The organism is Janibacter sp. CoH_79_TC_3, from assembly GCF_058197955.1.
The window spans coordinates 46,589-70,240 of sequence record NZ_JBXWIV010000010.1 but is presented as its reverse complement, the minus strand read 5'-3'; the positions used below and the strand labels follow the sequence as shown (position 1 = coordinate 70,240).

At 42.1% G+C, this 23,652-nt stretch carries 30 protein-coding genes; 4 read left to right on the top strand and 26 right to left on the bottom strand.

What is annotated here, in order from left to right; genetic code table 11:
* Nucleotides 1-49: 49 nt before the first annotated feature.
* From AC2FA3_RS09840 to AC2FA3_RS09820, 5 genes are all read right to left on the bottom strand, one after another.
* Nucleotides 50-262: a cold-shock protein gene (locus tag AC2FA3_RS09840; protein ID WP_010196799.1), complete on the bottom strand. Its 213-nt coding sequence runs from the start codon at nt 260-262 to the stop codon at nt 50-52.
* Between the two features lie 368 nt (nt 263-630).
* Nucleotides 631-1,056 carry a hypothetical protein gene (locus AC2FA3_RS09835; RefSeq protein WP_490509395.1) on the bottom strand — a complete coding sequence of 142 codons (426 nt, stop codon included), beginning with the start codon at nt 1,054-1,056 and terminating at the stop codon, nt 631-633.
* A gap of 326 nt (nt 1,057-1,382) precedes the next feature.
* Complete coding sequence (gene ilvC, locus AC2FA3_RS09830) at nt 1,383-2,399, bottom strand: ketol-acid reductoisomerase (protein ID WP_490509394.1); 1,017 nt, start codon at nt 2,397-2,399, stop codon at nt 1,383-1,385.
* 163 nt (nt 2,400-2,562) lie between these two features.
* Nucleotides 2,563-3,060: an acetolactate synthase small subunit gene (ilvN, locus tag AC2FA3_RS09825; RefSeq protein WP_201546375.1), complete on the bottom strand. Its 498-nt coding sequence runs from the start codon at nt 3,058-3,060 to the stop codon at nt 2,563-2,565.
* Nucleotides 3,060-4,928 (bottom strand): acetolactate synthase 3 large subunit, encoded by a 1,869-nt coding sequence (locus AC2FA3_RS09820; RefSeq protein WP_490509393.1) that lies wholly within the window; start codon nt 4,926-4,928, stop codon nt 3,060-3,062. The genes ilvN and AC2FA3_RS09820 overlap by 1 nt, the downstream gene beginning before the upstream one ends.
* An 808-nt stretch (nt 4,929-5,736) precedes the next feature.
* On the opposite strand from AC2FA3_RS09820, the gene AC2FA3_RS09815 reads away from it, so the two are divergent.
* Nucleotides 5,737-6,237, top strand: coding sequence for a hypothetical protein (locus tag AC2FA3_RS09815; protein WP_490509392.1), 501 nt, complete (start codon nt 5,737-5,739; stop codon nt 6,235-6,237).
* 38 nt (nt 6,238-6,275) lie between these two features.
* On the opposite strand, the gene AC2FA3_RS09810 is transcribed toward AC2FA3_RS09815, so the two are convergent.
* The gene (locus tag AC2FA3_RS09810) at nt 6,276-8,045 is read right to left on the bottom strand and encodes an NAD(P)H-hydrate dehydratase (RefSeq protein ID WP_490509391.1); all 1,770 of its coding nucleotides are present in this window, start codon (nt 8,043-8,045) and stop codon (nt 6,276-6,278) included.
* A gap of 194 nt (nt 8,046-8,239) precedes the next feature.
* On the opposite strand from AC2FA3_RS09810, the gene queG reads away from it, so the two are divergent.
* Entirely contained in the window at nt 8,240-9,481 is a 1,242-nt protein-coding gene (gene queG / locus AC2FA3_RS09805; protein ID WP_490509390.1) for a tRNA epoxyqueuosine(34) reductase QueG, read from the top strand.
* Nucleotides 9,482-9,599: 118 nt separating this feature from the next.
* Here the strand turns inward: queG and lysM are convergent, their stop codons facing one another.
* The 6 genes from lysM to AC2FA3_RS09775 form a co-directional block, all read right to left on the bottom strand.
* Nucleotides 9,600-10,109: a peptidoglycan-binding protein LysM gene (lysM, locus tag AC2FA3_RS09800; RefSeq protein ID WP_183621148.1), complete on the bottom strand. Its 510-nt coding sequence runs from the start codon at nt 10,107-10,109 to the stop codon at nt 9,600-9,602.
* A gap of 314 nt (nt 10,110-10,423) precedes the next feature.
* Entirely contained in the window at nt 10,424-10,660 is a 237-nt protein-coding gene (gene acpP / locus AC2FA3_RS09795; protein WP_201546371.1) for an acyl carrier protein, read from the bottom strand.
* Between the two features lie 284 nt (nt 10,661-10,944).
* Nucleotides 10,945-11,673, bottom strand: coding sequence for a 3-oxoacyl-ACP reductase FabG (gene fabG / locus AC2FA3_RS09790; RefSeq protein WP_490509389.1), 729 nt, complete (start codon nt 11,671-11,673; stop codon nt 10,945-10,947).
* Nucleotides 11,670-12,638, bottom strand: coding sequence for an ACP S-malonyltransferase (gene fabD, locus AC2FA3_RS09785; protein ID WP_490509388.1), 969 nt, complete (start codon nt 12,636-12,638; stop codon nt 11,670-11,672). Before fabD ends, fabG begins: the two co-directional genes overlap by 4 nt.
* 380 nt (nt 12,639-13,018) lie before the next feature.
* Entirely contained in the window at nt 13,019-13,201 is a 183-nt protein-coding gene (gene rpmF / locus AC2FA3_RS09780; RefSeq protein ID WP_011279813.1) for a 50S ribosomal protein L32, read from the bottom strand.
* A 331-nt stretch (nt 13,202-13,532) separates the two neighbouring features.
* Nucleotides 13,533-14,126, bottom strand: coding sequence for a YceD family protein (locus AC2FA3_RS09775; protein ID WP_490509387.1), 594 nt, complete (start codon nt 14,124-14,126; stop codon nt 13,533-13,535).
* Between the two features lie 201 nt (nt 14,127-14,327).
* On the opposite strand from AC2FA3_RS09775, the gene AC2FA3_RS09770 reads away from it, so the two are divergent.
* The gene (locus AC2FA3_RS09770) at nt 14,328-15,032 is read left to right on the top strand and encodes an elongation factor P hydroxylase (RefSeq protein WP_490509386.1); all 705 of its coding nucleotides are present in this window, start codon (nt 14,328-14,330) and stop codon (nt 15,030-15,032) included.
* Between the two features lie 283 nt (nt 15,033-15,315).
* A complete protein-coding gene (locus tag AC2FA3_RS09765; protein ID WP_490509385.1) occupies nt 15,316-15,933 on the top strand; it encodes an L-threonylcarbamoyladenylate synthase in 618 nt (205 codons plus the stop codon).
* Between the two features lie 82 nt (nt 15,934-16,015).
* Here AC2FA3_RS09765 and rplQ read toward each other — a convergent pair whose 3' ends face one another.
* From rplQ to rpsN, 14 genes are all read right to left on the bottom strand, one after another.
* Nucleotides 16,016-16,375: a 50S ribosomal protein L17 gene (gene rplQ, locus AC2FA3_RS09760; RefSeq protein ID WP_025652195.1), complete on the bottom strand. Its 360-nt coding sequence runs from the start codon at nt 16,373-16,375 to the stop codon at nt 16,016-16,018.
* Nucleotides 16,376-16,394: 19 nt separating this feature from the next.
* The gene (locus AC2FA3_RS09755) at nt 16,395-17,402 is read right to left on the bottom strand and encodes a DNA-directed RNA polymerase subunit alpha (protein WP_068408445.1); all 1,008 of its coding nucleotides are present in this window, start codon (nt 17,400-17,402) and stop codon (nt 16,395-16,397) included.
* A gap of 81 nt (nt 17,403-17,483) precedes the next feature.
* Entirely contained in the window at nt 17,484-18,125 is a 642-nt protein-coding gene (gene rpsD / locus AC2FA3_RS09750) for a 30S ribosomal protein S4 (protein WP_011279807.1), read from the bottom strand.
* Between the two features lie 48 nt (nt 18,126-18,173).
* A complete protein-coding gene (gene rpsK, locus AC2FA3_RS09745; protein ID WP_010196728.1) occupies nt 18,174-18,563 on the bottom strand; it encodes a 30S ribosomal protein S11 in 390 nt (129 codons plus the stop codon).
* A 20-nt stretch (nt 18,564-18,583) separates the two neighbouring features.
* Nucleotides 18,584-18,940, bottom strand: coding sequence for a 30S ribosomal protein S13 (gene rpsM / locus AC2FA3_RS09740; protein WP_149490921.1), 357 nt, complete (start codon nt 18,938-18,940; stop codon nt 18,584-18,586).
* 256 nt (nt 18,941-19,196) lie between these two features.
* Entirely contained in the window at nt 19,197-19,313 is a 117-nt protein-coding gene (gene rpmJ / locus AC2FA3_RS09735) for a 50S ribosomal protein L36 (protein ID WP_010196721.1), read from the bottom strand.
* 32 nt (nt 19,314-19,345) lie between these two features.
* Nucleotides 19,346-20,692 (bottom strand): preprotein translocase subunit SecY, encoded by a 1,347-nt coding sequence (secY, locus tag AC2FA3_RS09730; RefSeq protein WP_490509384.1) that lies wholly within the window; start codon nt 20,690-20,692, stop codon nt 19,346-19,348.
* A 4-nt stretch (nt 20,693-20,696) separates the two neighbouring features.
* Nucleotides 20,697-21,137: a 50S ribosomal protein L15 gene (gene rplO, locus AC2FA3_RS09725; RefSeq protein WP_201546365.1), complete on the bottom strand. Its 441-nt coding sequence runs from the start codon at nt 21,135-21,137 to the stop codon at nt 20,697-20,699.
* Nucleotides 21,137-21,316 (bottom strand): 50S ribosomal protein L30, encoded by a 180-nt coding sequence (gene rpmD / locus AC2FA3_RS09720; protein WP_201540379.1) that lies wholly within the window; start codon nt 21,314-21,316, stop codon nt 21,137-21,139. The genes rplO and rpmD overlap by 1 nt, the downstream gene beginning before the upstream one ends.
* A 20-nt stretch (nt 21,317-21,336) precedes the next feature.
* On the bottom strand, nt 21,337-21,852 hold the full coding sequence (rpsE, locus tag AC2FA3_RS09715; protein WP_201546364.1) for a 30S ribosomal protein S5: 516 nt from the start codon (nt 21,850-21,852) through the stop codon (nt 21,337-21,339).
* Between the two features lie 2 nt (nt 21,853-21,854).
* Nucleotides 21,855-22,205, bottom strand: coding sequence for a 50S ribosomal protein L18 (gene rplR, locus AC2FA3_RS09710; protein WP_201546363.1), 351 nt, complete (start codon nt 22,203-22,205; stop codon nt 21,855-21,857).
* Between the two features lie 11 nt (nt 22,206-22,216).
* Nucleotides 22,217-22,750, bottom strand: coding sequence for a 50S ribosomal protein L6 (gene rplF, locus AC2FA3_RS09705; protein WP_201546362.1), 534 nt, complete (start codon nt 22,748-22,750; stop codon nt 22,217-22,219).
* Nucleotides 22,751-22,925: 175 nt separating this feature from the next.
* Complete coding sequence (gene rpsH / locus AC2FA3_RS09700) at nt 22,926-23,324, bottom strand: 30S ribosomal protein S8 (RefSeq protein WP_201546361.1); 399 nt, start codon at nt 23,322-23,324, stop codon at nt 22,926-22,928.
* 11 nt (nt 23,325-23,335) lie between these two features.
* The gene (gene rpsN, locus AC2FA3_RS09695) at nt 23,336-23,641 is read right to left on the bottom strand and encodes a 30S ribosomal protein S14 (protein WP_011279798.1); all 306 of its coding nucleotides are present in this window, start codon (nt 23,639-23,641) and stop codon (nt 23,336-23,338) included.
* Between the last annotated feature and the right edge of the window lie 11 nt (nt 23,642-23,652).

The following is a 23,652-nucleotide window of genomic DNA, read 5'->3' as shown; positions in this document are numbered from 1 at the left end:
ACTTTCACCGAGCTAGCTGAAAAAACAGCTTACTCAATGTCAAATGAGATTAGATAGCTTCGATTTGCTCAGCTTGTGGGCCTTTCTTGCCATCACCTAAGATGAAAGACACTTTTTGGCCTTCGGCTAGAGTTTTGAAACCACCGCCTTGGATAGCGCTGTAGTGAGCGAATACGTCTTGTCCGCCGTTGTCTTGCGCGATAAAACCAAAACCTTTAGCTTCATTAAACCACTTTACAGTGCCTTCAACTTTATCTGACATAAATTTTCCTAACTCTTTAACTGTTGGCGAGACGTGTGTCATCACCGATTAATTGATATATACTCAAGTATTTTCTGCTGAATGCGTCGACTTAAACCCTTGATATATCTATAAGATATACTATCTGTTCTTGCCTCAAATCCTTTGAGTACAGGCTGATTATAACAGCTTTTCTCAACGGCAACAGGTTAAATTACTTTTTTTTGTAAATAATCCACTTCTTATGTAAAGGTAATGATTAATATATCGCTATTTTATCTAAAATATTGATTTATATGACTATTTTTATTTATTTAGCAATCTTTAACGAACACTAATGATATTTTTCTAAGCGATAAAATCAATGGATTAACGGTTTAACTAGATATCTATTGCGGTAACGGTAGCCATGGTGACGATAATACCAGTAGACATAGTGCAAAAAATATCAGGGAAAACGATTGGCTATAAGCGATGTACTTAGCGGGAACGACCAAGTCTTTCGGTGAGTTGGGTATGCCTTTACGTTTGAGTAGCCGTGTGCCATATATCCAACCATAGATGGTATAAATGCTATAAGCGACTGGAACTGCGAGCGCTAATGGCGCTAGATCAATGACGTATAACGCCACTGTTGATACAAAAAACCAAGCAGTATCAATTAGGGAGCTGATTTGAAAAAATTTGGACTTTGGCAGTTTACCCTGATTGCTTTTGAGCATCTCCCCTTCTATCCATATTAGTACAGCCACGACAGCACTCAGAGTAATATATGCGAATTGCGGCGTTAGCCAGTTTGGATTTGGTATTTGCACAGCAGACAACCTGTAATCAATAAAAAATAAGAATAAGAAAAACAATCACTTTAAAATTTAGTAGCCGATTGGTTCTACTAACAGTTGCTTAAATGGAGCAATAAACGAAATAACACTTTAAGTAAAAATGATGAAGGCTGTCTATATGAGGTAGCGATGATGCGTTTTCAACCAATATCAAAGCAATTGACATGAAAACCTTACTTAGCTTATCGAAATGATAGCAATTAAAAAAACCCGTGCCATCAAGTGATAACACGGGTTTTGGATTCTAGATGATTAAAATGATAGAGAGTTGATTAATCGCTTAATCGCCTTCTAGCAAATTAGTTTTTGTCTTTATCGATGATTTTGTTGCCACCAATCCAAGGCATCATGCCGCGCAATTTAGCACCAGTTACTTCGATTTGGTGCTCAGCGTTGTTACGACGACGGGCGGTCATTGATGGATAGTTGGTTGCGCCTTCACTGATGAACATTTTTGCATATTCACCAGATTGGATGCGTTTTAGCGCATTACGCATAGCTTCACGTGATTGCTCATTAATAACTTCAGGACCAGTCACATACTCGCCGTATTCAGCGTTGTTACTGATTGAGTAGTTCATGTCAGCGATACCGCCTTCATACATGAGGTCTACGATAAGCTTAAGCTCATGTAAGCACTCAAAGTAAGCCATTTCTGGGGCATAGCCCGCTTCTGTTAGGGTTTCAAAGCCCATTTTTACTAGCTCAACAGCGCCACCACAAAGAACCGCCTGCTCACCAAATAGGTCAGTTTCAGTTTCATCTTTAAATGTGGTTTCAATAATACCTGAACGACCACCACCAACACCAGCAGCATAAGACAATGCTAACTGCTTGGCTTGACCTGATGCATCTTGGTAGATAGCGATCAAATCTGGAATACCGCCGCCTTTGGTAAATTCTGAGCGTACAGTATGACCTGGTGCTTTAGGCGCAACCATAATAACGTCAAGATCGCTACGTGGAACGACTTGGTTGTAATGAATCGCAAAACCATGAGCGAAAGCTAGCGTTGCACCTTCTTTGATATTTGGCTCAATCTCTTTTTGATATAGCTCTTTTTGGAATTCATCAGGCGTCAAAATCATGATAACGTCAGCAGCTTTTACTGCTTCTTCTACTTCAGCAACTTTTAGACCAGCGTTTTCCGCTTTTTTCCATGAGCCAGAGTTGGCACGTAGACCAACGGTCACATCGACGTCTGAATCTTGCAGGTTAAGCGCGTGTGCATGGCCTTGTGAACCGTAACCAATAATCGCAACTTTTTTGCCTTGGATAATCGATAAATCACAGTCTTTGTCATAATAAACGTTCATAAGTAGAGTCCTTTTCCTCAATCATGGCGGGCCATGGATAAATAAACGCTTAGATTACAGTCACTATCATAAAGTGATTTGCCATATAAGCGCTATGTTAAGTGTTGAATAATTAAATTTAAAATACCACGCTTTAAACCATATATTTTGCGATAAACGCTGCCTATAAGCTCAGCGTTTTTTCGCCGCGTGCAATACCAATCACACCCGAACGCACGACTTCCATAATACGTTCACGGCCAATCACATCGATAAAGCCGTCAAGCTTGGCTTCGTCACCGACGATTTGAATGGTATAAAGGTTTGAATTCACATCAACGATTTGTGCACGGAAAATATCGGCACTGCGTTTAATCTCTTCACGTACGCCGCCTGTCGCTCGCACTTTGATTAGCATCAGTTCGCGTTCGACGTGTACGGTATCTGATAGATTAAGCACTTTAACGACTTCAATCAATTTATGCAATTGCTTGGTAATTTGCTCTATCTTTTCAGGTGAGGTAATCGTTGTTAACGTTAAGCGAGAAATACTCGGATCGTCTGTTGGTGCAACGTTTAGCGTTTCAATGTTGTAGCCACGTTGAGAGAACAAACCGACCACTCGCGACAACGAACCCGCTTCGTTTTCCATCAATACCGAAATCAGATGTTGTTGTTGCATTAGGTACGCTCCCCTTTGGTTAACCACATATCACGCATCGCTTGCCCAGCGATCTGCATCGGATACACATGCTCGTTACGATCGACATAAACGTCGATAAATACCAACTTATCCTTCATCGCCATAGCTTCCGCCAACTGTGCTTCCATAGTTGCAGGATCCGTAATCTTAATACCGACGTGGCCATAGCTTTCAGCCAATTTGACAAAATCTGGTAGTGAATTCATATAAGAATGGGCATGACGGCCTTCATACAGCATGTCTTGCCACTGCTTCACCATGCCTAACTGAGCGTTATTTAAATTTAGGATTTTGACCGGTAAATCATATTGCAAGCAAGTTGAGAGCTCTTGGATATTCATCTGAATGGAGCCTTCACCGGTAATACAAATCACATCACGCTCAGGATTAGCAAGTTTTGCTGCCATTGCGTATGGCAGGCCAACGCCCATGGTACCAAGACCACCTGAGTTTAGCCATTGACGTGGCTCATTATAAGTATAGTAAAGCGCGGCAAACATCTGATGCTGACCGACGTCACTAGTGATAATAGCGTTACTATTAGTCACTTTATCTAAGGCTTGCACGACCGCTTGTGGCTTAATACCATTATCGGTACTGGTGTCATAACGTAGGCCATGACGCTTACGCCATTCATTAATCTGTGACCACCAATCTAACAATGCATGTTGCTCTAGCTCTTTATCTTCACCGACAATTTCTATGATATCGGTAAGCACAGATTTAACATCGCCTACGATCGGAATATGCGCATTAATCGTTTTTGAGATGGACGTAGGATCAATATCGATATGTATAATCGTCGCATTCGGGCAGAATTTTTTCACATTATTGGTCACGCGGTCATCAAACCGTGCCCCAATTGCCAAGATTACGTCGGCGTGATGCATGGTCATATTGGCTTCATAGGTGCCATGCATACCAAGCATACCCAAGAACTGGCTATCAGAACCAGGAAAGGCACCCAAGCCCATTAAGGTATTGGTTACGGGTAAGTTTAAGCGATGCGCAAGAGCAGTGAGCTCTTTATGTGCATTGCCTAAAACAACACCGCCACCAGAGTAAATAATCGGGCGCTTAGCAGCAAGTAGTGTTTCAACCGCTTTTTTGATTTGACCACTATGACCTTTTAATGACGGCTGATACGAGCGTATAAACACCTCTTTTGGGTATTCATAAGCAAATTTTTCGCTTGGCGCCGTCATATCTTTTGGCACATCGATTACAACAGGACCTGGACGTCCAGCCTGCGCAATATAAAATGCTTTTTTGACAATCATTGGAATCTCGCTAGCATGGCGTACTTGAAAGCTATGCTTGACGATAGGACGCGACACACCAATCATATCGGTTTCTTGGAAAGCATCTTCACCGATTAGGCTGCTCGGTACCTGTCCTGCGATGACCACCATCGGCACAGAATCCATAAACGCTGTGGCAATAGCCGTCACCGTGTTGGTGGCGCCTGGGCCTGAAGTCGCTAAAACCACACCAGTCTGACCAGTGACTCGCGAATAAGCATCGGCCATATGACCGGCTGCTTGCTCATGACGTACTAAGATATGCTCGATATTTTCTTGTTGAAACAAGGCGTCATAAATATGCAGAACAGCGCCGCCTGGATAGCCAAAAATATATTTGACTCCTTCATCTGTGAGTGATTGCACCAGCATCTCAGCGCCAGATAGCATTACAGGCTCGGCGCTACCTTCAGCAAGGCGTTGTTGCTTCTCTTCAAAATTTTTGGCGGCATTACCCGTTTGGGTATGTCCAGTCATATTTGGACTTTGCGTGGTTTGCGTCACTGTCATCACCTTTTTTTGTGGTAGGAATTGGCGTTCATTCATAAGAGAAAACCACGATAGCTACATAGGGTTGTCTGGCTCTTAAAATGAATACGAATCCTTGTCCATATCAAGAATGTGTGCCCACTATATCTAAGTAACGCTGCTTTATAAGACAGCAAGCCACTCAAACACAGCAATATATGTCAGGTCAGCGTTGTGACAGGATTTTATCGATAGACAGTGACAAGATGCGAGTGCATCTATAAAAGAGGCTTATTATTTGTGATGAATACGTACTTACGCCAGTAATAAATAAATCGATACCGCATGAAAAACAAATCTCAAGATGGTTACCACATTATAGGATTTTTAAATCTTATAACCTGTTTGATGAGTAAATGTTATAACCACACATTATGCCCTATTTTTATTACAGCCAAATCTTAGCAAACACAGTAATAATAAGTTTATCTTAGTCATTGTAGACGGATAAGTCCGGAGACAATAAATATAGAATCTGATAACCATTACGATAATGACCATCTATTTTATATTTTTGTCACAAAGAAAATAAAGCTAAGCGAGCTACTGATAAGTAATCCGTAGTCCTTATTTTCAAGTGCCACGGCAATATCATAAAAGCCGCTCACTGACCAATCAACTGCTATTATATTCGATGGTTTGGCCACCATTGTCAAGAAAAACTTCTAAACCCCATCCCTAACTATTAGTTATTAAATAATGTACATTTATAAGTAATATTTGCTAAAATCAAACGCTAATGTATTTATATTGTTATCAAGACGTTTAAATATTATCCTTAACTGACAAATACATACGTTTTTTCCCTATTAAGAGGATTGTTACTATGGCATATGCGTCTACCATAAATACCGCTGCCAAACTGCTTATGAGTATCAGCACAGCGTGTATGATCATGCTACCAATCAATGCCAGTCACGCTATTCAGGTATACAAATCTATCGGTGCGCATGGTGAGGTGAAATACAGCCAACATGCACCGCAAAACGGTAAAAATATTGAAGTGATTGAATTTCGCAGTGACGGCAGACAAAGTAACGCTGGACAATTGGCTGGTAAGACCGAAGCCAACCAAGCGGCACCGCAAAGTGCAGAAGAACAACGGGTTGCACAGTTAGAGGCGCGTATCAAAGAACAAGAGGCGCAGGCAAATGCGCAGCGTTGCCAGTCATTACGTAACAATTTGACCAATCTAAATGTTGGCGGACGTATCTATGAGATGGATGCCAATGGTAAACGTCAATACTTAGATGGCCGTGAGATTGAGCTAAAGCGTGAGCGCGTACAGCAAGCCATCAATCAATATTGTAATGGTGCTAAGACCTAATCTTAAGCATGTTCTATTGAAGGCTTGTCAGTAGCTAACTACTCAGTCATTAACTGCATAACATGACGAATAGCAGCGGGCATATCTTGCGCTTGTAAGCCTCGTTGCCCGACCAATAATGACCTATCATTATTGGTCATACTGCCAAGTTTTTCCGTCTTATTGACTAAACAGTCTCCCGCCAATCCATGAAGGAGAACCGCTTGGTGCAAACTACCCGCTTCTTCGCTTAAATCTTCTTGAGCTAGCATACCTGCAATCACACCTGATAATACATCGCCCATCCCAGCGCTTGCCATGCCAGCGTTACCGACGCCGCAAACATAAACGCGATGTTCTTCTTTATCTTGCTCCAAAACTAAAGACCCTGCCCCTTTTAACACCCAGTTACCACCATAGTTTTCGGTACACTGTTTTATCGCTGCCAATCTATCAGCCTCTACTTCACTAACCTTTTTATTTAATAACTTAGCGGCTTCACCACTATGCGGGGTGAAACAAACCTGATTTTTAACGCTATGCGCTTTTAACTGCGACACCAGTTGATTCTCATCTATATGCAATGCTGCCAAATGATAAAGACCATCAGCATCAATGATTATCGGCTTACCTTCTACTATCGCCGTTTCAATATAAGTCATAAAAACTGCTTTTGCTTTTTCATCACGGCCCAGCCCCATACCGACAACTATTACACTGGCTTCCTTCATAAGGCTTTTTATCCCATCTGCATCATGCAAATTTATCGTCATCGCATCTGGCAGTGAGGTTAAGAGCGCCCCATGAAATGCCTCATGACAGGCAACAGTTATTTTACCTGCCCCTGTTGCCATCGCACTTGAGGCCGAAAGGATAGCGGCACCGCCCATACCTTGGGAGCCGTCAATACGGTTACCACCAATGACCAATACGTGTCCATAACTGCCTTTATAGCTATTTTGTCGACGGGGATTTAAAGGATGTGCAGTCGTTATTAATTTGGCAGCTGGCTCAAATGCTGTATTGCCCATTTGATAAGGTATCAGCGGTATATCAATAATCTGGCCGCTATAATCCATACCATCCTTAGTATGCAAGCCCAATTTACGTGCAATTAAACATAACGTCGCATCAGCCTGCACCGCTATTTGGTCGAATACTTGACCCGTAGAAGCCACCAATCCGCTAGGAATATCAACTGCAATCGTTAAAGCACTATCATCCTGAGCAACAGCATTAAAGGCGAAGATTGCCTGCTTATAGATGCCTGTAGGCGCACGATCCAGACCGATACCAAATAGCGCATCAACATAAACATCCGCTTGCAGCTGCTTATCTACCTTTTCATTATCATTACTGTCTTCAAAGCGCTGATAAGAACAGTTAGTAGACAAAGCTATTTGTAGCGCTTTTTGTGCATCAGATAGCGCTTTTTTCTCGTTATGATGTTGCGTTGTATCATTTATCGCAAAATGATGACTATCAAAACCAACGGTTACTACCTCTACTTGCCAGCCCATTTGCTGCAAATAGTAAGCAATCAGCCAACCGTCACCACCGTTATTTCCGTGCCCGACCCAAATACTCGCTCGACGCTTATAAGTATGACAACGGTAAAATTTAACGTTAGCTAACGCATGAGTATTGAGCATCTTTTGCTCATAAAGCGCCGCAATATACTGTGCCATTTGCCATGCCGCTTGTTTCATTAATCCAAAACTGTCATGACCATCGGCAAACCATGCCTGCTCCATGGCATAAAGTTGTTTACTGTTATAAAGCGCGATAGGCATGGTGGTATTTGCTAATAGATTAAATGGTATTGGCATGGCTGATTCTCGCTTATTTTTATTTGGTGGTTTTATTATTCTAATAATAAGATGACGTATAATCCATCTGAGCTTAATCAAAGGTTTTGTTCAATTAGGTATCAGTGTAAATACAGATTTACTTACTTTTCTACTTGCGCTCTTAGCTCACTGGCTTATCATACTGCTATTCACATTATCATTTATAGCTCATTATGAATAGCAAATCCCAATCTACTCAGTCTCAGTTCACACAGCCAGACACACAGACGTTAGCAGCGCAGACGACTGCGTCCAATCATGCACGAAAAATCAAAATTGTTGTTAATAATACACTGAGATTTACAACGCTAGCCGAGGTTAAGCAATGGATTAAAGCCCAAGCACAAGCATTAGGCTTTGCTGACTGTGGCTTTTTATCGGTGCATCACCCTTTATTTATTCAGCAAACGGAGCGACTGCAGCAATGGTTAGCTAAGGGTTATGAGGGACAATTGCAGTTTATGCATAATAACCATCATTTGCGTGCTCATCCCGAACAACTGGTAGAAGGCGCGAAAACCATCATAAGCGTGCGCATGGATTACTTAACCCAAACTCCTACGCCACGAGCAGTCACTGATAACGCATATCCTAATCAAGGTATCATTGCCCGTTATGCTCGAGGACGCGACTATCATAAAACAATGCGTAGTCGTCTCAAGCAATTGGCATTAAAAATTGAAGCCATGCTTCCTGAATGGCAGCATCTTAATATCGGCTCAGAGCAAAACTTTATTTTTAGACCCTTTAGTGATTCGGCACCTATTTTTGAGCGCCCTATTGCCGATGCAGCGGGGCTTGGTTGGACGGGCAAACATACTTTACTTATAAATAAGCAAGCTGGCTCATTTTTTGTACTGGGCGAGCTGTTTATGAGCCTCGAGCTGCCTGATGATGAACCGGTCAAAGAGCATTGTGGTAGCTGCAGCGCATGTATCGACATCTGCCCTACCCAAGCGATTATTGCGCCTTACGAGCTGAATGCTTCTGCTTGTATCTCCTACCTCACCATTGAGCACGATGGCATTATAGATAGCAAATACCGCCGCGCTATTGGTAATCGTATCTTTGGCTGTGATGACTGTCAGCTTATTTGCCCATGGAACCGCTATGCCAATCTGACATCGGTAGAAGATTTTGCGCCAAGGCACAATCTTGATAGCAGCAGTTTACTTGAGCTATGGCAATGGCAAGAAGCAGAGTTTATGAAGAAGACCGAAGGCAGCCCACTTAGACGCACGGGTTATGCGAATTTTTTACGTAATATTGCCATTGCTCTCGGCAATGCAGATGGAAGTAAAGAGATAATAACTCACCTTCGTACAAGATTAGCGATACATAATGCCATGCTGGACGAACATATTACTTGGGCTATCAAAGAGCAGCAGGAAAAGTTAGAAACCTTTGAGCCATAACTTCTATATCAAATATATCAAACAAAAAAATGCCTCTTATTTAGTAAGAGGCATTTTTATTAGCATGTAACTTTAAATATTTATGTTTAAAAATATATCTTTTATATTCAAAATCATCTTATGGCTTAGGGATACGTAGTACTTGACCAGGATAAATTTTGTCTGGCTCAGAAAGCATTGGCTTATTGGCTTCGAAGATTTTCATATAATCATTCGCTGAACCATAAACTTCTTTTGCAATTTTAGACAAGCTATCACCAGATTTTACGGTATACATAGTAGATTCAGGTGCATCTTCTTCAATATCGATGTTGTCGATGACTTTAGCAACGTTTTGCACGTTACCAATGGCAATAATGGCTTTTTCACGGTCTGCTTGCGTTTTCGCTTTACCACTGATTTCAGCAGTATCGGTTGAACCATTGTATTTGATTTTTAAGTCGCTGATATTCAGATTTTGTTGCTGAATACGACGCAGTAAAATATTGGCTACTGACTGAGCTGAAGGCTCACTGCTTTGGACTGGAGTGTTCGCATCCGCTTTGGTTTCTGCTTTAGCGTCATGCTTGGCATCGTCACGGTTAAAGATTTTATCACCGATATCTTTTGCAAAACTGAACATACCCATATAACTGCTCCTTGAGATATTATTAATTATTATTACAATGATAACTCATATCGGTCATCATTCTTTTTGCTTACCATTATGAGTATAAGCAAAGATATAAGCGATGAATAGTAATAGTATGTTGAGTAATGTTGATTTGGCGTAGCTTATGTTAACGTAATCGTTGGTGGTAACGAGTAATCTATAAAAGCTATTACGCTAAATTAAGAAAGACAATAGTTAATAGCTAGCCGATATCTATAAAAAATCAGCAAAAAAAACCGCCTATCTATACAGATAAGCGGTCATATCAAACACGTTAAGCTAATCGCTAATTATAGCTGCGCTTGCACGTAATCAATGGCTTTTTGAACAGTCGTTAGTTCTGCTGAAGCTTCATCAGGAATAGTGATGCCAAAATCGCTTTCAAATGACATAACCAATTCAACTAGGTCTAACGAATCAGCGCCTAGATCTTCCATAAATGATGCATCGTTGTTGATGTCTTCAACATTCATACCCAATTGTTCCGCTACTGCAGCTTTAACTCTTAGCTCGGTATCATTACTCATGTAGATTTCTCCTTTTTGATCTATTATTTTGACAAATTACTATAGTGCCGTGATTGGAGGCTATAGCATTGTATATAAAATGGGCTAGTCAGATTAGCATGGCTGTCTGAGTGTACTATAACCAATTATACGTTTTGACTAATGTCTGGTAAAGCCTTGCTATCATACAGTGCTTTGACGAAAAAGTATCCGTCATTATAGCACCCTTTATTATAGTTTACACTCGTTCACAGAGTTTTTTATTATAACTATGTAACGCTTCATTAGAATAATAAATTCTAACGCTACATATACATGCCACCATTAACTGGAATAACCGCACCGGTAATATAGCTGGCTTCATCACTTGCTAAAAACGAGACGGCAGCAGCGATATCTTCTGGCTGACCAAGACGGCTAATCGGCACCGCATCGAGCATGGAGTTCAATAAGCGCTCATCAAGCTCATCAGTCATATCCGTTTCGATCAAACCTGGCGCGACACAGTTAATCGTCACTTGCCGTGAGCCTATTTCACGCGCTAAGGTACGGCTAAAACCTTCGACACCGGCTTTGGTTGCCGCATAGTTAGATTGGCCTGCATTACCCATTTGGGCGACGACAGAGGTGATATTGATGATACGACCACGGCGTGCTTTCATCATACCGCGTATCGCGCGTTTACTCATACGATAAACTGAGGTCAAATTGGTATCAATCACATTGTCCCAATCTTCATCTTTCATACGCATCAATAAGCCATCTTGGGTAATGCCGGCATTATTGACCAATACTTGTACCGCGCCATAGACGCTTTCAATCTCTTCAAACAGTTTATCAATCTGCGCCGTATCACGCACATCTAATACTCGACCAATACCGCCACTATCGTGTAGATATTCGTCAATAAGCGCCGCGCCTTTTTCCGTGGTGGCGGTACCAATGACAAAATGGCCTTCTTTGGCAAAACGTTTGGCAACGGCTTTGCCAATACCGCGGCTAGCACCCGTCACTAATATAATCGTACGACTCATGATAATACCTCCATTAACTTATCTAGACGGGCGAGCTTGTCGGTAGGATAACTGGCAATAGGATGCGCTTGACGCTTCGCCAAATTACTCAGGACATTACCACTGCCACACTCGATTAAAATATTAATTTGTTTATCTGCTAGCTCTTGCATGGTTTTTGACCATAAGACAGGTTCACTTAACTGCTCGGTCAATGCCTGCTTGATGCCTGTGGCGCTAGTTTCAACCCGCGCATGACGGTTTTGAATGACTGGAATAGTCGCTTGATCAAATTGAATCGCCGCCAGCTCTTCGGCCAAGGCACTGGTTGCAGGTTCCATAAGAGCACAATGTGACGGCACACTGACCTTTAATGGAATGGCTTTTTTGCCAGTATTTTGAACTTTATCAATGACGGCGTTAACGCCTGCCGCATTACCTGAAACCACAACTTGTCCTGGGCTATTAAAGTTTGCTGCCCCGACAATGGCATCATCAACATGCTCGGTGGCTTGTTCACACAAGTTCTCTACCCGATGGTCTTCTAGACCTAGCACGGCTGCCATCGCGGTATCGATACCAACCACCGCCGCTTGCATCAATTGGCCACGCTTATGTACCAGCTTGACCGCATCCGCAAGCGTTATCACACCAGCGGCACACAGGGCGCTGTATTCTCCTAGAGAATGGCCCGCTAGGTAACAAGGCTTATCTTTTATTTTTTGTTGTAAAATGCGCCAAACGGCGATGCTAGCGGTCAATAAGGCCGGCTGAGTGTACTGGGTTTGATTAAGCTTGTCTTCGTCCTGACAAATTACCCATAAATCTTCACCAAGCGCCGTACTCGCCTCAGTAAAAGTATCAAGAATTTCAGGATAGGTTTCAGCAAGCTCACTCAGCATACCGACGACTTGCGAGCCTTGTCCTGGGAAGATGACTGCGATGCGAGTGGGTTGTTTCTTTATCATATCGGGTACAGAGGCCATAACCAATATTCCTTATTTAATTGGCAATACCCCTAAATTAATGGGGTGCATTATAGAGTTAGAAAGTAATTAGAAGATTTATGATATAAAGTGATGGCTATCATTATTCCTTTAAGACAGCTAACGGTGATTAAACTATACACTGACGCAGGCCATTAGCATAGCTGCCAACAAGCCACTGGCGTGAAATGGTTTATTTATAATAATTACTGCTTAAAAAAAGAATAGCAAAAAGCCAAGTTATCCAGCTACATAATATATGATAGCGAAATAACTTGGCTTTCTTTAGCTCAAACCAATTGCTGGATAATAGCGTTATAAAGAACATCGACAGTCATGAGAACCATCATAATCTTTAGCCGCCATCAAATAACAATAAATTAAGCATCTTGACTTACTTTAAACAACTGACGACCACGATAAAAACCATCTTTAGTCATGTGATGACGACGATGTTTTTCACCAGTAGTAGCATCGATGCTTATTTCAGCAATTTCCATACGGTGATGTGAACGGCGCATGTCACGACGTGAACGACTTTTACGACTTTTTTGAACGGCCATGATATAGCTCCTATACTTAAAAAGGGATAAGCTTGAAATTCAGCTTTAATCGACACTGACAGAGGCTATATAATCACAACAACCTAAGTCTTACGCATCATTAGTTAAATAGACTGCCACGTATTAAAGTGCTGATAACGTCTAAAATCTATAGTTAGTTTGCAAGGTCAGCGCCTATCTGCCAGTAGCAGATTGCTAGAATGCAATAAACGGGACATTATACGCATGTTTCGCGGATTAATAAAGCCCTGCTTTTCAATCTTCTGCATAAAGCTGATAAAAAGATGGTCTAAAACTTCCATACTATTTATCACTAATACAGTTTATAAGGTTATAACTTGCCTTTTAAAGACGCTAAAGCGGCAAAAGGATTCTCCGTTTCTTCTTCTTCAGGTATTTCACCAAACTGCTCAACACTCATCTCACAATCATCATGCTTTGGTGCCATCGGTGTTTTGAGTAAAATCTCATCTTCGACCAGTTTTTTAAGCGGTAATAAGCGCTCAGGAGCCGGCTCAGTGATAATTTCATCGAGCAATAAATAGTCCTGCTCTTCACCAACCAAGCGCACTTGGCTTTCATTATCGAGCAATGCAATATCATAATCATCGGTCAAATCAATCACAATTGGTTGCAAACAACGCTGGCAGGTTAACCATATCTCACCGCTCAAGGTAAAAGAGAGATGCAAGACATTATTACGGCGATAGAGATTGGCATTAATCTGAAGGTCTGACTGCAAATGCTCGGTCGTCAGTAAGGCATTAAGACGCTCAAAAGAGCCCGGTGCGACTTGCCCTACCCATTCAAAACCACTGTCTTCCCATTTACTTAAGGAGATATGTTCTGGAAGATTCGCTGACGTAGGAGCTGATGCTTTATCAGCCTGAAGCGCTGACGGCTTGTTTGTTGGGGTACTTGACATGCGCGGCCTCATTGATCAAAAACGGTGTATAATATTGCCTGCCATACTAACGGAAAGCGCTGATTAGCGCTAGGGCTAGTATGTTAAGATTTTTGGTACTAGTTTTCACAATAGATTTGCATCTACTTTAGATTGCTCGCGTCTGTAAATAACGCGCTCTGACTTTTTTACTTGGTTGCTTTTACTTGGTTGCTATTCAATATGATATCGCCTGCTGTTAACCCTAATTTTTCCCACTTACTTTCTACGCCTGATGCTAAACGCTTACTAAAACGTCTCAATGAATTGGACAGTAAAAAAACCAATGCTAATTTCGATAATAAAATAAAACCCCAGTTACAAACACTGTCAGAACAATGGCTGAAAATTATCCATGCTGAAGATACAAACGCTTTTGATGAGAATGAAAAAACAGCGACCGACTGGCTTATAAGCTTATTCAATACCCTATTTTCTGAGCAACAGGTTATTTTAGTTCGCGGTAATGGGGAGCCAGAGTATTTCCCTGCTAAAGACAATCAGCCAGCACGTATTGAATTCGCCCATGGTTTTTTTCAAAGTGCATTGCATGAGCTTAGCCACTTTTTTATTGCAGGTGAACAGCGTAGACAGCTCTCTGACTTTGGTTACTGGTATGCACCTGATGGACGCACAGCAGCTCAGCAGCAAGCATTTGAGCGTGTAGAGATTAAACCACAGGCACTTGAGGGTTTGTTTAGCTTGGCTTGCGGTCGTGATTTTCAAGTATCACAGGACAACCTCTTTGCAGACTTTGATACTAGCACTAGTACCTTTACCGATGATGTGTATCAACAAGCCAAAGCGTACATTACCGAGCCTCATACACTACCACGTGATGCCAAAACGTTATTGCAGGCATTGTTGACTATCTATACTGCTGCTTAGCTGCACAATGCTGCTCACATCATACTTGCTACTTATCACGAGTAATCCATTTTATAACGTTAACGTTTCCCTACTCATAGTAACGCCTTACCAATAAACTTATATTTGCTTTGCGTTATACTGGGTAGGTAGTTTTAATTTTTTCTATACTTAATAATTTATTAGCATAGCTAACCAGAAAAAAGTCTGATATTGAAATTGTTCGATTCAATCATGATTCATTAAATCTCTTATATCAAAACCTAGTATCAAATAATATATAATTATAAAACGAGGAATGATTATGCAAGTATTTTACATTCATCCAGAGAATCCACAGCCACGACTTATTGAACAAGCAGCTGACCTATTACGTAAAGATCAACTGATTATCTACCCTACTGACACAAGTTACGCATTTGGTTGTCGATTAGGTGCAAAGGATGCACTAGAAAAACTCAAAAAAATACGCGCGCTTGATGACAAGCACCAGTTTACCTTGCTATGCCGTGACTTAAGCGAAATTGCCAATTATGCCGCCGTAGACAACATCCAGTTTAAACAGCTCAAGGCACATACGCCCGCGCCTATTACTTTTATCCTCAATGCCACCAAAGATGTGCCAAAGAAACTGGCTCATGCCAAGAAAAAGACCATTGGTATTCGAGTACCAAGCAACGCTATTGCTCAAGCGCTGTTAGAGGCGATGGATGAGCCTATTTTGACCAGCTCATTAATAATGCCGAATCGCGATGAAATTCTAGATGACCCTTTCGAGATTGAAGAATTATTAGGCAATCAGATAGACGGGCTCATTAATGCTGGTATCAAAACCACCAAGCTGACGACCATTGTAGATATGACCAGTGGTCAGCCTGAAATCATCAGACAAGGTGCGGCTGACGTTAGTTCGCTATTATAAACAAAGAAACATAGATAAAAAACGCATAAAAAAAAGCTCCAATAAATTGGAGCTTTTTTTATCTTACAATTAGCATGTAAAATTAGTCACGATCAACCAGTTCTACATAAGCCATTGGCGCATTGTCACCATCACGGTGACCACATTTTACGATACGCAAATAGCCACCTGGACGAGCTTGGTAACGAGGACCAAGAGTACCAAATAGTTTGCCTACCATAGCTTTGCTACGCATACGGCTGAACGCCAAACGGCGGTTAGCAACGCTGTCTTCTTTAGCCATAGTGATTAATGGCTCAGCAACACGGCGTAACTCTTTTGCTTTTGGTAAAGTTGTTTTGATCAGTTCATGCTCAAATAATGAGTTGGTCATGTTCTGAAACATTGCCTTACGATGACTGCCGGTACGACCCAGCTTGACTCCACTCTTACGATGGCGCATAGTCAAAAATCCTTAAAGTTTAACGGCTACGATAAGAAAAGCGATCATCAACACGAAGGTCAGCTGGCGGCCAGTTATCTAGGCGCATACCGAGCTCTAAATCTTTAGACGCTAATACGTCTTTGATTTCCGTCAATGATTTCTTACCAAGATTTGGGGTTTTTAGTAGTTCAGTCTCTGAACGCTGTACCAAATCACCGATATAGTAAATGTTTTCAGCTTTTAAGCAGTTGGCTGAGCGAACCGTTAGTTCAAGATCGTCCACAGGGCGTAATAGCACCGGATCAACCTCTTCTTTTTCTTTCACAGGCTCAGGCGCTTCTTCAGCTTCTAGGTCAACAAAGATAGAAATCTGTTGTTGTAGTATAGTGGCTGCTTTACGAATTGCTTCTTCTGGATCTATAGTGCCATTAGTTTCAAGCTCAATGATAAGACGATCAAGATCGGTACGTTGTTCTACACGTGCGTTCTCAACCTGATAAGCAACACGCAGTACTGGACTAAAACTTGCATCAAGCTTTAAGCGTCCAATCGCTTTAGTGTCACCGTCTTCACGGCGCTGGTTTGCTGGCTCATATCCACGACCCATTACTACACGCAAACGCATCTTAAGATGACCACGATCGCTTAATGTACCTAATACCAATTCTGGATTGATAATATCAACATTATGCGGCAAGGTGATGTCTGCAGCAGTAATAGTGCCTGGACCTTGTTTATCCAAGGTCAAAAATACTTCATTTTGGTCATGAAGGGTGATTGCCAAACCTTTTAGGTTCAAAAGCAAGTCAAGCACGTCTTCTTGTAGCCCTTCAAGCGTTGAGTATTCATGGTCAACACCATCAATCTCAGCTTCAATGACTGCAGCACCAGGTAATGAAGATAACAAGATGCGACGTAAGGCATTACCTAAGGTATGCCCAAAGCCGCGTTCTAACGGTTCGAGCGTGACTTTCGCAATCGTTTCATTAACCGTATCCACGTTAATGGCATTCGGCGTTAGAAACTCAGTTGCACTTAGCATCATGATGTCACCTCGATTTATTAAACTGGTTTAATTAACGTCAATTGCTCAATGCTATTTTCATAACATCGAGCATCACGTTACTTACTTAGAGTATAGCTCAACGATCAAGCTTTCGTTGATTTCAGCAGGTAGATCAATACGATCAGGCGCTTTCTTAAACGTGCCTTGTAGTTTGCTGTGGTCAACATCTAGCCATTCTGGAATACCACGTTGTGTCGCTAATTCGATAGCGTTTTTAATACGTAGTTGTTCGCGAGACTTCTCTTGGATAGCGATGACATCACCATCTTGCAACTGAATTGATGGAATGTTCACACGAACAAACTCATCACGGCCAGCTTTTTTTACCATCACAGTGCGATGGCTAACTAGCTGACGTGCTTCAGCGCGAGTTGAGCCGAAGCCCATGCGGTATACTACGTTATCAAGACGACTCTCAAGCATTGCTAACAGGTTTTCACCAGTAGCGCCACGCTTACGAGCAGCTTCTTTGTAGTAGTTTGCAAACTGACGCTCTAATACACCATAGATACGCTTAACTTTTTGTTTTTCACGTAACTGTAGAGAGTATTCTGAACTTTTATTACGGCTAACACCATGTTGACCAGGTGGACGAGCCGATTTTTTCGTTTTTACGTCGTATGGTTTAACACCAGACTTAAGGCCTAAGTCTGTACCTTCACGACGTGATAATTTGAGTTTTGGTCCAATATAACGGGCCATTGTTATGTCTCCTATAAGCTCTTATGATAAAAAGCTTCGTCTTTAATATTAGACGCGGCGCTTTTTCGGCGCACGGCAACCATTGTGTGGGATTGGGGTTACATCAGAGATGCTGTTGACTTTATAACCCAATGCACCTAGTGCTCTTACCGCAGACTCACGACCCGGTCCTGGTCCTTTGACCAAAACGTCGATATTCTTAACACCGTATTCTTGAGCCGCTTTACCAGCGACTTCAGCTGCAACCTGAGCTGCAAATGGTGTAGATTTACGTGAACCACGGAAGCCTTGTCCACCTGAAGTGGCCCAAGCCAATGCATTACCCTGACGATCGGTAATCGTAACAATGGTGTTATTAAAAGACGCATGGATATGGGCAATGCCCTCCGATACTGAACGACGAGCCACCTTTTTGCGACTGCGAGTGTCTTTTGCCATCTTTTAGCTTCCTAAGTTAATTATCTTTTGAGAGGGCGTGTCGGACCCTTACGAGTACGAGCGTTGTTCTTGGTATTCTGACCGCGAACTGGTAAGTTACGACGATGGCGGATGCCACGGTAACAACCAAGATCAACCAAGCGCTTGATGTTCATTGACACTTCACGACGAAGATCACCTTCAGTCATGTATTCTGCAACTTGTGCACGGATAGCATCTAACTGTGTATCATCTAACTGACTGACTTTAGTAGTAGGGGCAATGCCAACTGCTTCTAAGATTTTCTGAGCAGTGGTACGACCTACACCAAAGATGTAAGTTAGTGAAATAACAGCATGCTTATTATCCGGAATGTTTACGCCGGCAATACGAGCCATTGATTTCTCTCCATTAAAGAAAAATAAGCTTTATCTATCGATAAGGCATTACTTTTCAGATTTGTTGCTGTCAATACTAAAGCTTTTATAATTATAATCACTGCTTCGAGTTGGTAAACCAATCTATTCATTGAACATTTTATAAAAGGTTTTGCATAAACTACGGCAAGTGGCGGATGATATCCCATCCGCCGTCATTTTTCAAGTATTAATTTAGTAAATAGTACAAGCTTAGCGCATTGTTCTATTAAAAATATTAACCTTGACGTTGCTTGTGGCGAGGTTCTGCGGTACAAATAATATGTACACGGCCTTTACGGCGCACAACTTTACAGCTACCACAAATCTTCTTAACTGATGCTTGAACTTTCATAGCATACTCCTTTGAAATATCGTACCGCTCATTTAAGGTTGAGTGGGCGATTGAATTAACGTCTGATCATGATATTGATGGGTCATCAAATGCGCTTGGATTTGCGAGATGAAGTCCATCACCACAACCACCATAATCAGTAGCGACGTACCACCAAGTTGAAACGGTACACCAAACGATGACTGGACGACCATTGGCATTAAACAAATAACCGTCATATACATCGCGCCAATAAAGGTCAGTCGGTTTAATACATGATCGAGGTAACGCTGAGTTTGTTGTCCGGGGCGAATACCTGGGATATACGCACCACTACGTTTAAGGTTTTCTGCAACTTCACGCGGACTAAATACCAGTGCCGTATAGAAATAGCAGAAGAAAATAATCATTGCGCCAAACAGAACCAAATATAGCGGCTGCCCTGGGGACAACACCAATGCCATATTTTGCAATATCTTTTGCGTCAAGGTAGGATCAGCCGATTGACCAACCCACTGCCCTAAACTTGCTGGAAACAACAATAATGAGCTAGCAAAAATGGCGGGGATAACCCCTGCCATGTTCAGCTTCAACGGCAAATGTGACTGCTGCTGAGCATATATCTTGCGACCTTGCTGTTGTTTCTGTGCATAGTTCACTGGCACACGGCGCTGAGCACGTTCAATATAAACGATACCGGCAGTCACTGCGATGCCTAGCAATACAAAGATAAAGAGTACAATCAAGTTCATCTGCCCTTGATTGACCTGTTCGATAGACTGCGAAATCATACCTGGCGTACCAGCCACAATACTCGCAAAAATGAGCATTGAGATACCATTACCTACACCGCGTTCTGTAATCTGCTCACCAAGCCACATTAAGAACATAGCGCCAGCTACCAATGAAGTAACCGCTGGAATATAAAAGGTCAGACCAGAAGATAAGGTAAGGTTTTGGCTGATTAAACCAGCACACATCCCTAATGACTGTACTAGGGCTAACGCAAGCGTACCTTGACGGGTATACTTGTTTAGCTTACGTCGTCCCGCCTCACCCTCTTTTTTGAGGGCTTCTAGCGATGGCAATACCGCAGACATCATCTGTACAATAATCGATGCTGAGATATATGGCATGATACCAAGTGCCATAATGGACATACGTTCTAGTGCACCACCTGAAAACATGTTAAACATGCTCAAAATGGTATTTTCGTTGCGCGAAAACAGATCAGCCAAGTTAACCGGGTTGATACCCGGTACTGGAATATGCGACCCAAAACGATAAACAATCAATGCGCCGATTAAGAATAATAAACGCGACCAAAGCTCATCATACTTGCGTATAAAGGCAAATGGATTGAGCGGTATACCAGACGATGACATTGATTGCTTTGACACGTTACTACTCCTCGATGCTACCACCAGCAGCTTCGATTGCTAGCTTAGCGCCTTTAGTCACTTTGATACCTTTGAAAGTATAAGCTTTAGTGACTTCGCCTGACAACATAATACGAGCGCGCTTCATGTCGTGACGGATAAGGTTAGCAGCTTTTAATGTTTCAATGCTAACCACATCGCCTTCAATTTGGTTCAGTTCAGACAGACGAACTTCAGCAGTCGTCATCGCCATTTTACTGGTAAAACCAAATTTTGGTAGACGGCGATATAAAGGCATTTGACCACCTTCAAATCCTGAGCGAATGCTAGAACCTGAACGAGATTTCTGACCTTTTACACCACGACCACCGGTTTTGCCAAGGCCTGAACCGATACCGCGACCACGACGTTGGGCAGTTTTCTTTGCGCCAACACCTGGTGATAATTCATTTAATCTAAGTCCCATTACGCTTCCTCCACTTTTACCATGTAGTTAACGCGATTGACCATACCACGGTTTGAAGGAGTATCTTCTACTTCAACAGTATGATTAATACGGCGTAAACCCAATCCTTTCAAGCTCGCTTTGTGGCTCTTGAGGCGATGGGCACCCGATTTAAATTGAGTGACTTTCATTTTTTTCATCGTAACTCACCTAGTCTAAGTTAACCCAAGATTTCGTCTACAGATTTACCACGTTTCGCTGCCATCTTTTCTGGAGTTGACATATCACGTAAACCGTTGAATGTTGCACGTACAACGTTCGCAGTGTTGGTAGAACCATGAGATTTTGTTAAAACATCTTTAACACCCGCAACTTCTAATACTGCACGCATTGCGCCACCAGCGATTACGCCAGTACCTTCAGATGCAGGCTGCATATAGACTTTACTAGCACCATGACGTGCTTTGATCGGATGGAATAAAGTTGCACCATTAAGTTCAACAGTAATCATATTGCGTTTAGCAGCTTCTAGCGCTTTTTGGATAGCAGCTGGCACTTCACGTGCTTTACCACGACCAAAACCAACACGGCCATTGCCATCGCCCACTACGGTTAAAGCAGTGAAAGAAAAAATACGACCACCTTTAACAACTTTTGCAACGCGATCAACGGTAACTAAGCGTTCTACTAGACCGTCAGTCTGTTCATTTTTATCATTTTTATCATTTCTAGCCATGATTAAAACTCCAATCCGTTTTCGCGAGCCGCTTCAGCTAAAGCTTTTACTCGACCATGATATTTAAAACCACTACGGTCAAAGGCAACTTTAGTAATACCAGCTGCTTTTGCGCGTTCTGCGATTAATTGGCCTACAGACGTCGCTGCATCAGCGTTACCAGTCGCGCCTGAACGCAAGCTGCTGTCTAAGGTAGATGCCTGAGCAATCACTTCACCACCGTTCGGAGAGATAATCTGGGCATAAATATGTCTTGGCGTACGGTTAACCGTTAGACGATGAACGCCTAAAAAACGGATATGTGCGCGGGTTTTCTTTGCTCGACGTAGACGAGCTGCTTTTTTATCAAACATTTCAACTCACCTTATTTTTTCTTGGCTTCTTTGCGAATCACATGCTCGTCACTATAACGAATACCTTTACCTTTATAAGGCTCTGGTGGACGGAAAGCGCGGATATTAGCCGCTGCTTGACCAAGCTGCTGTTTATTGTTTGATTTCAAAACAATTTCAGTTTGCGTTGGGGTTTCAGCCGACACACCTTCAGGTAGCGTATATTCTACTGGATGTGAGTAACCAACGTTTAGCGTTACTTTATTACCAGTAGCTTGAGCACGATAACCAACACCAATTAGTTGAAGACGTCTTTCAAAGCCTTCATTCACGCCTGTAACATAGTTGTTAAGCAAAGCGCGCATGGTGCCAGTGTGCATCATGGCTTCTTTTGAATCGACTGTAGGTGAGAAAATGATTGCATCATCTTCCTGTTTCAGCTCGACCAATTCATGCAGGCGTAAAGACAAATTGCCGTTCTTGCCTTTAACTTCGACCTGCCGATCGTTCAAAGTAACACTTACGCCGCTAGGCAGTGCTACTGGGGCTTTAGCCACACGAGACATAGGAATATTCCTTAAAAAATTAACTTACTTCTATTAGCGAAAAAACTAACAGGCTAAAAAGCGTGTTAGTTTAGCATAATTGATGGCGTTAGACACCTATCAATTTGAAATAATTTATCATTACTCAATTGATAGCAGTCTAACAAGCATCAAATAGACTTTATCGTCGTTTAGCTTACGCTACAAATGCAACGATTTCACCACCGATACCAGCAGCGCGTGCAGCACGATCGCTCATGATACCTTGGCTGGTTGATACGATAGCAACACCCATACCTTGTTTAACAGTAGGGATAGCGTCTTTACCGCGATGCTGGCGTAAACCAGGACGGCTGAAACGTTGAATCGTTTCAATAACAGCTTTACCTTCGAAGTATTTTAATTCGATAGATAAAGTTGCTTTGTTGTTGTCTTCTTCAGTAACAACAGCATTAGCTACATAACCTTCGTTAACCAATAAGTCAGCGATAGATTTACGTAGTTTAGAGCTCGGCATTGCTACCGATACTTTATTAGCCATTTGTGCGTTACGAATACGGGTTAGCATATCCCCAACGGTATCTTGCATACTCATATAGTTACTCCTTACCAGCTTGCTTTACGAACACCAGGCACATCGCCTTGCATGACACGCTCACGCAACATATTGCGTGATAAGCCAAACTTGCGGAAGTAACCGTGAGGACGACCTGTGATAGCACAACGATTGCGCAGACGTACTGGTGATGCGTTACGTGGTAAAGCTTGTAGCTCTAACATCGCTTCCATACGAGTTTCGTCACTTGCAGTCATATCACTGATAGTTTCTTTTAGCTTGATACGCTTGTCAGCATATTTAGCTACCATTTTCTCGCGCTTTAATTCGCGGTTAATCATGCTCTTCTTTGCCATAACGTCTTTAC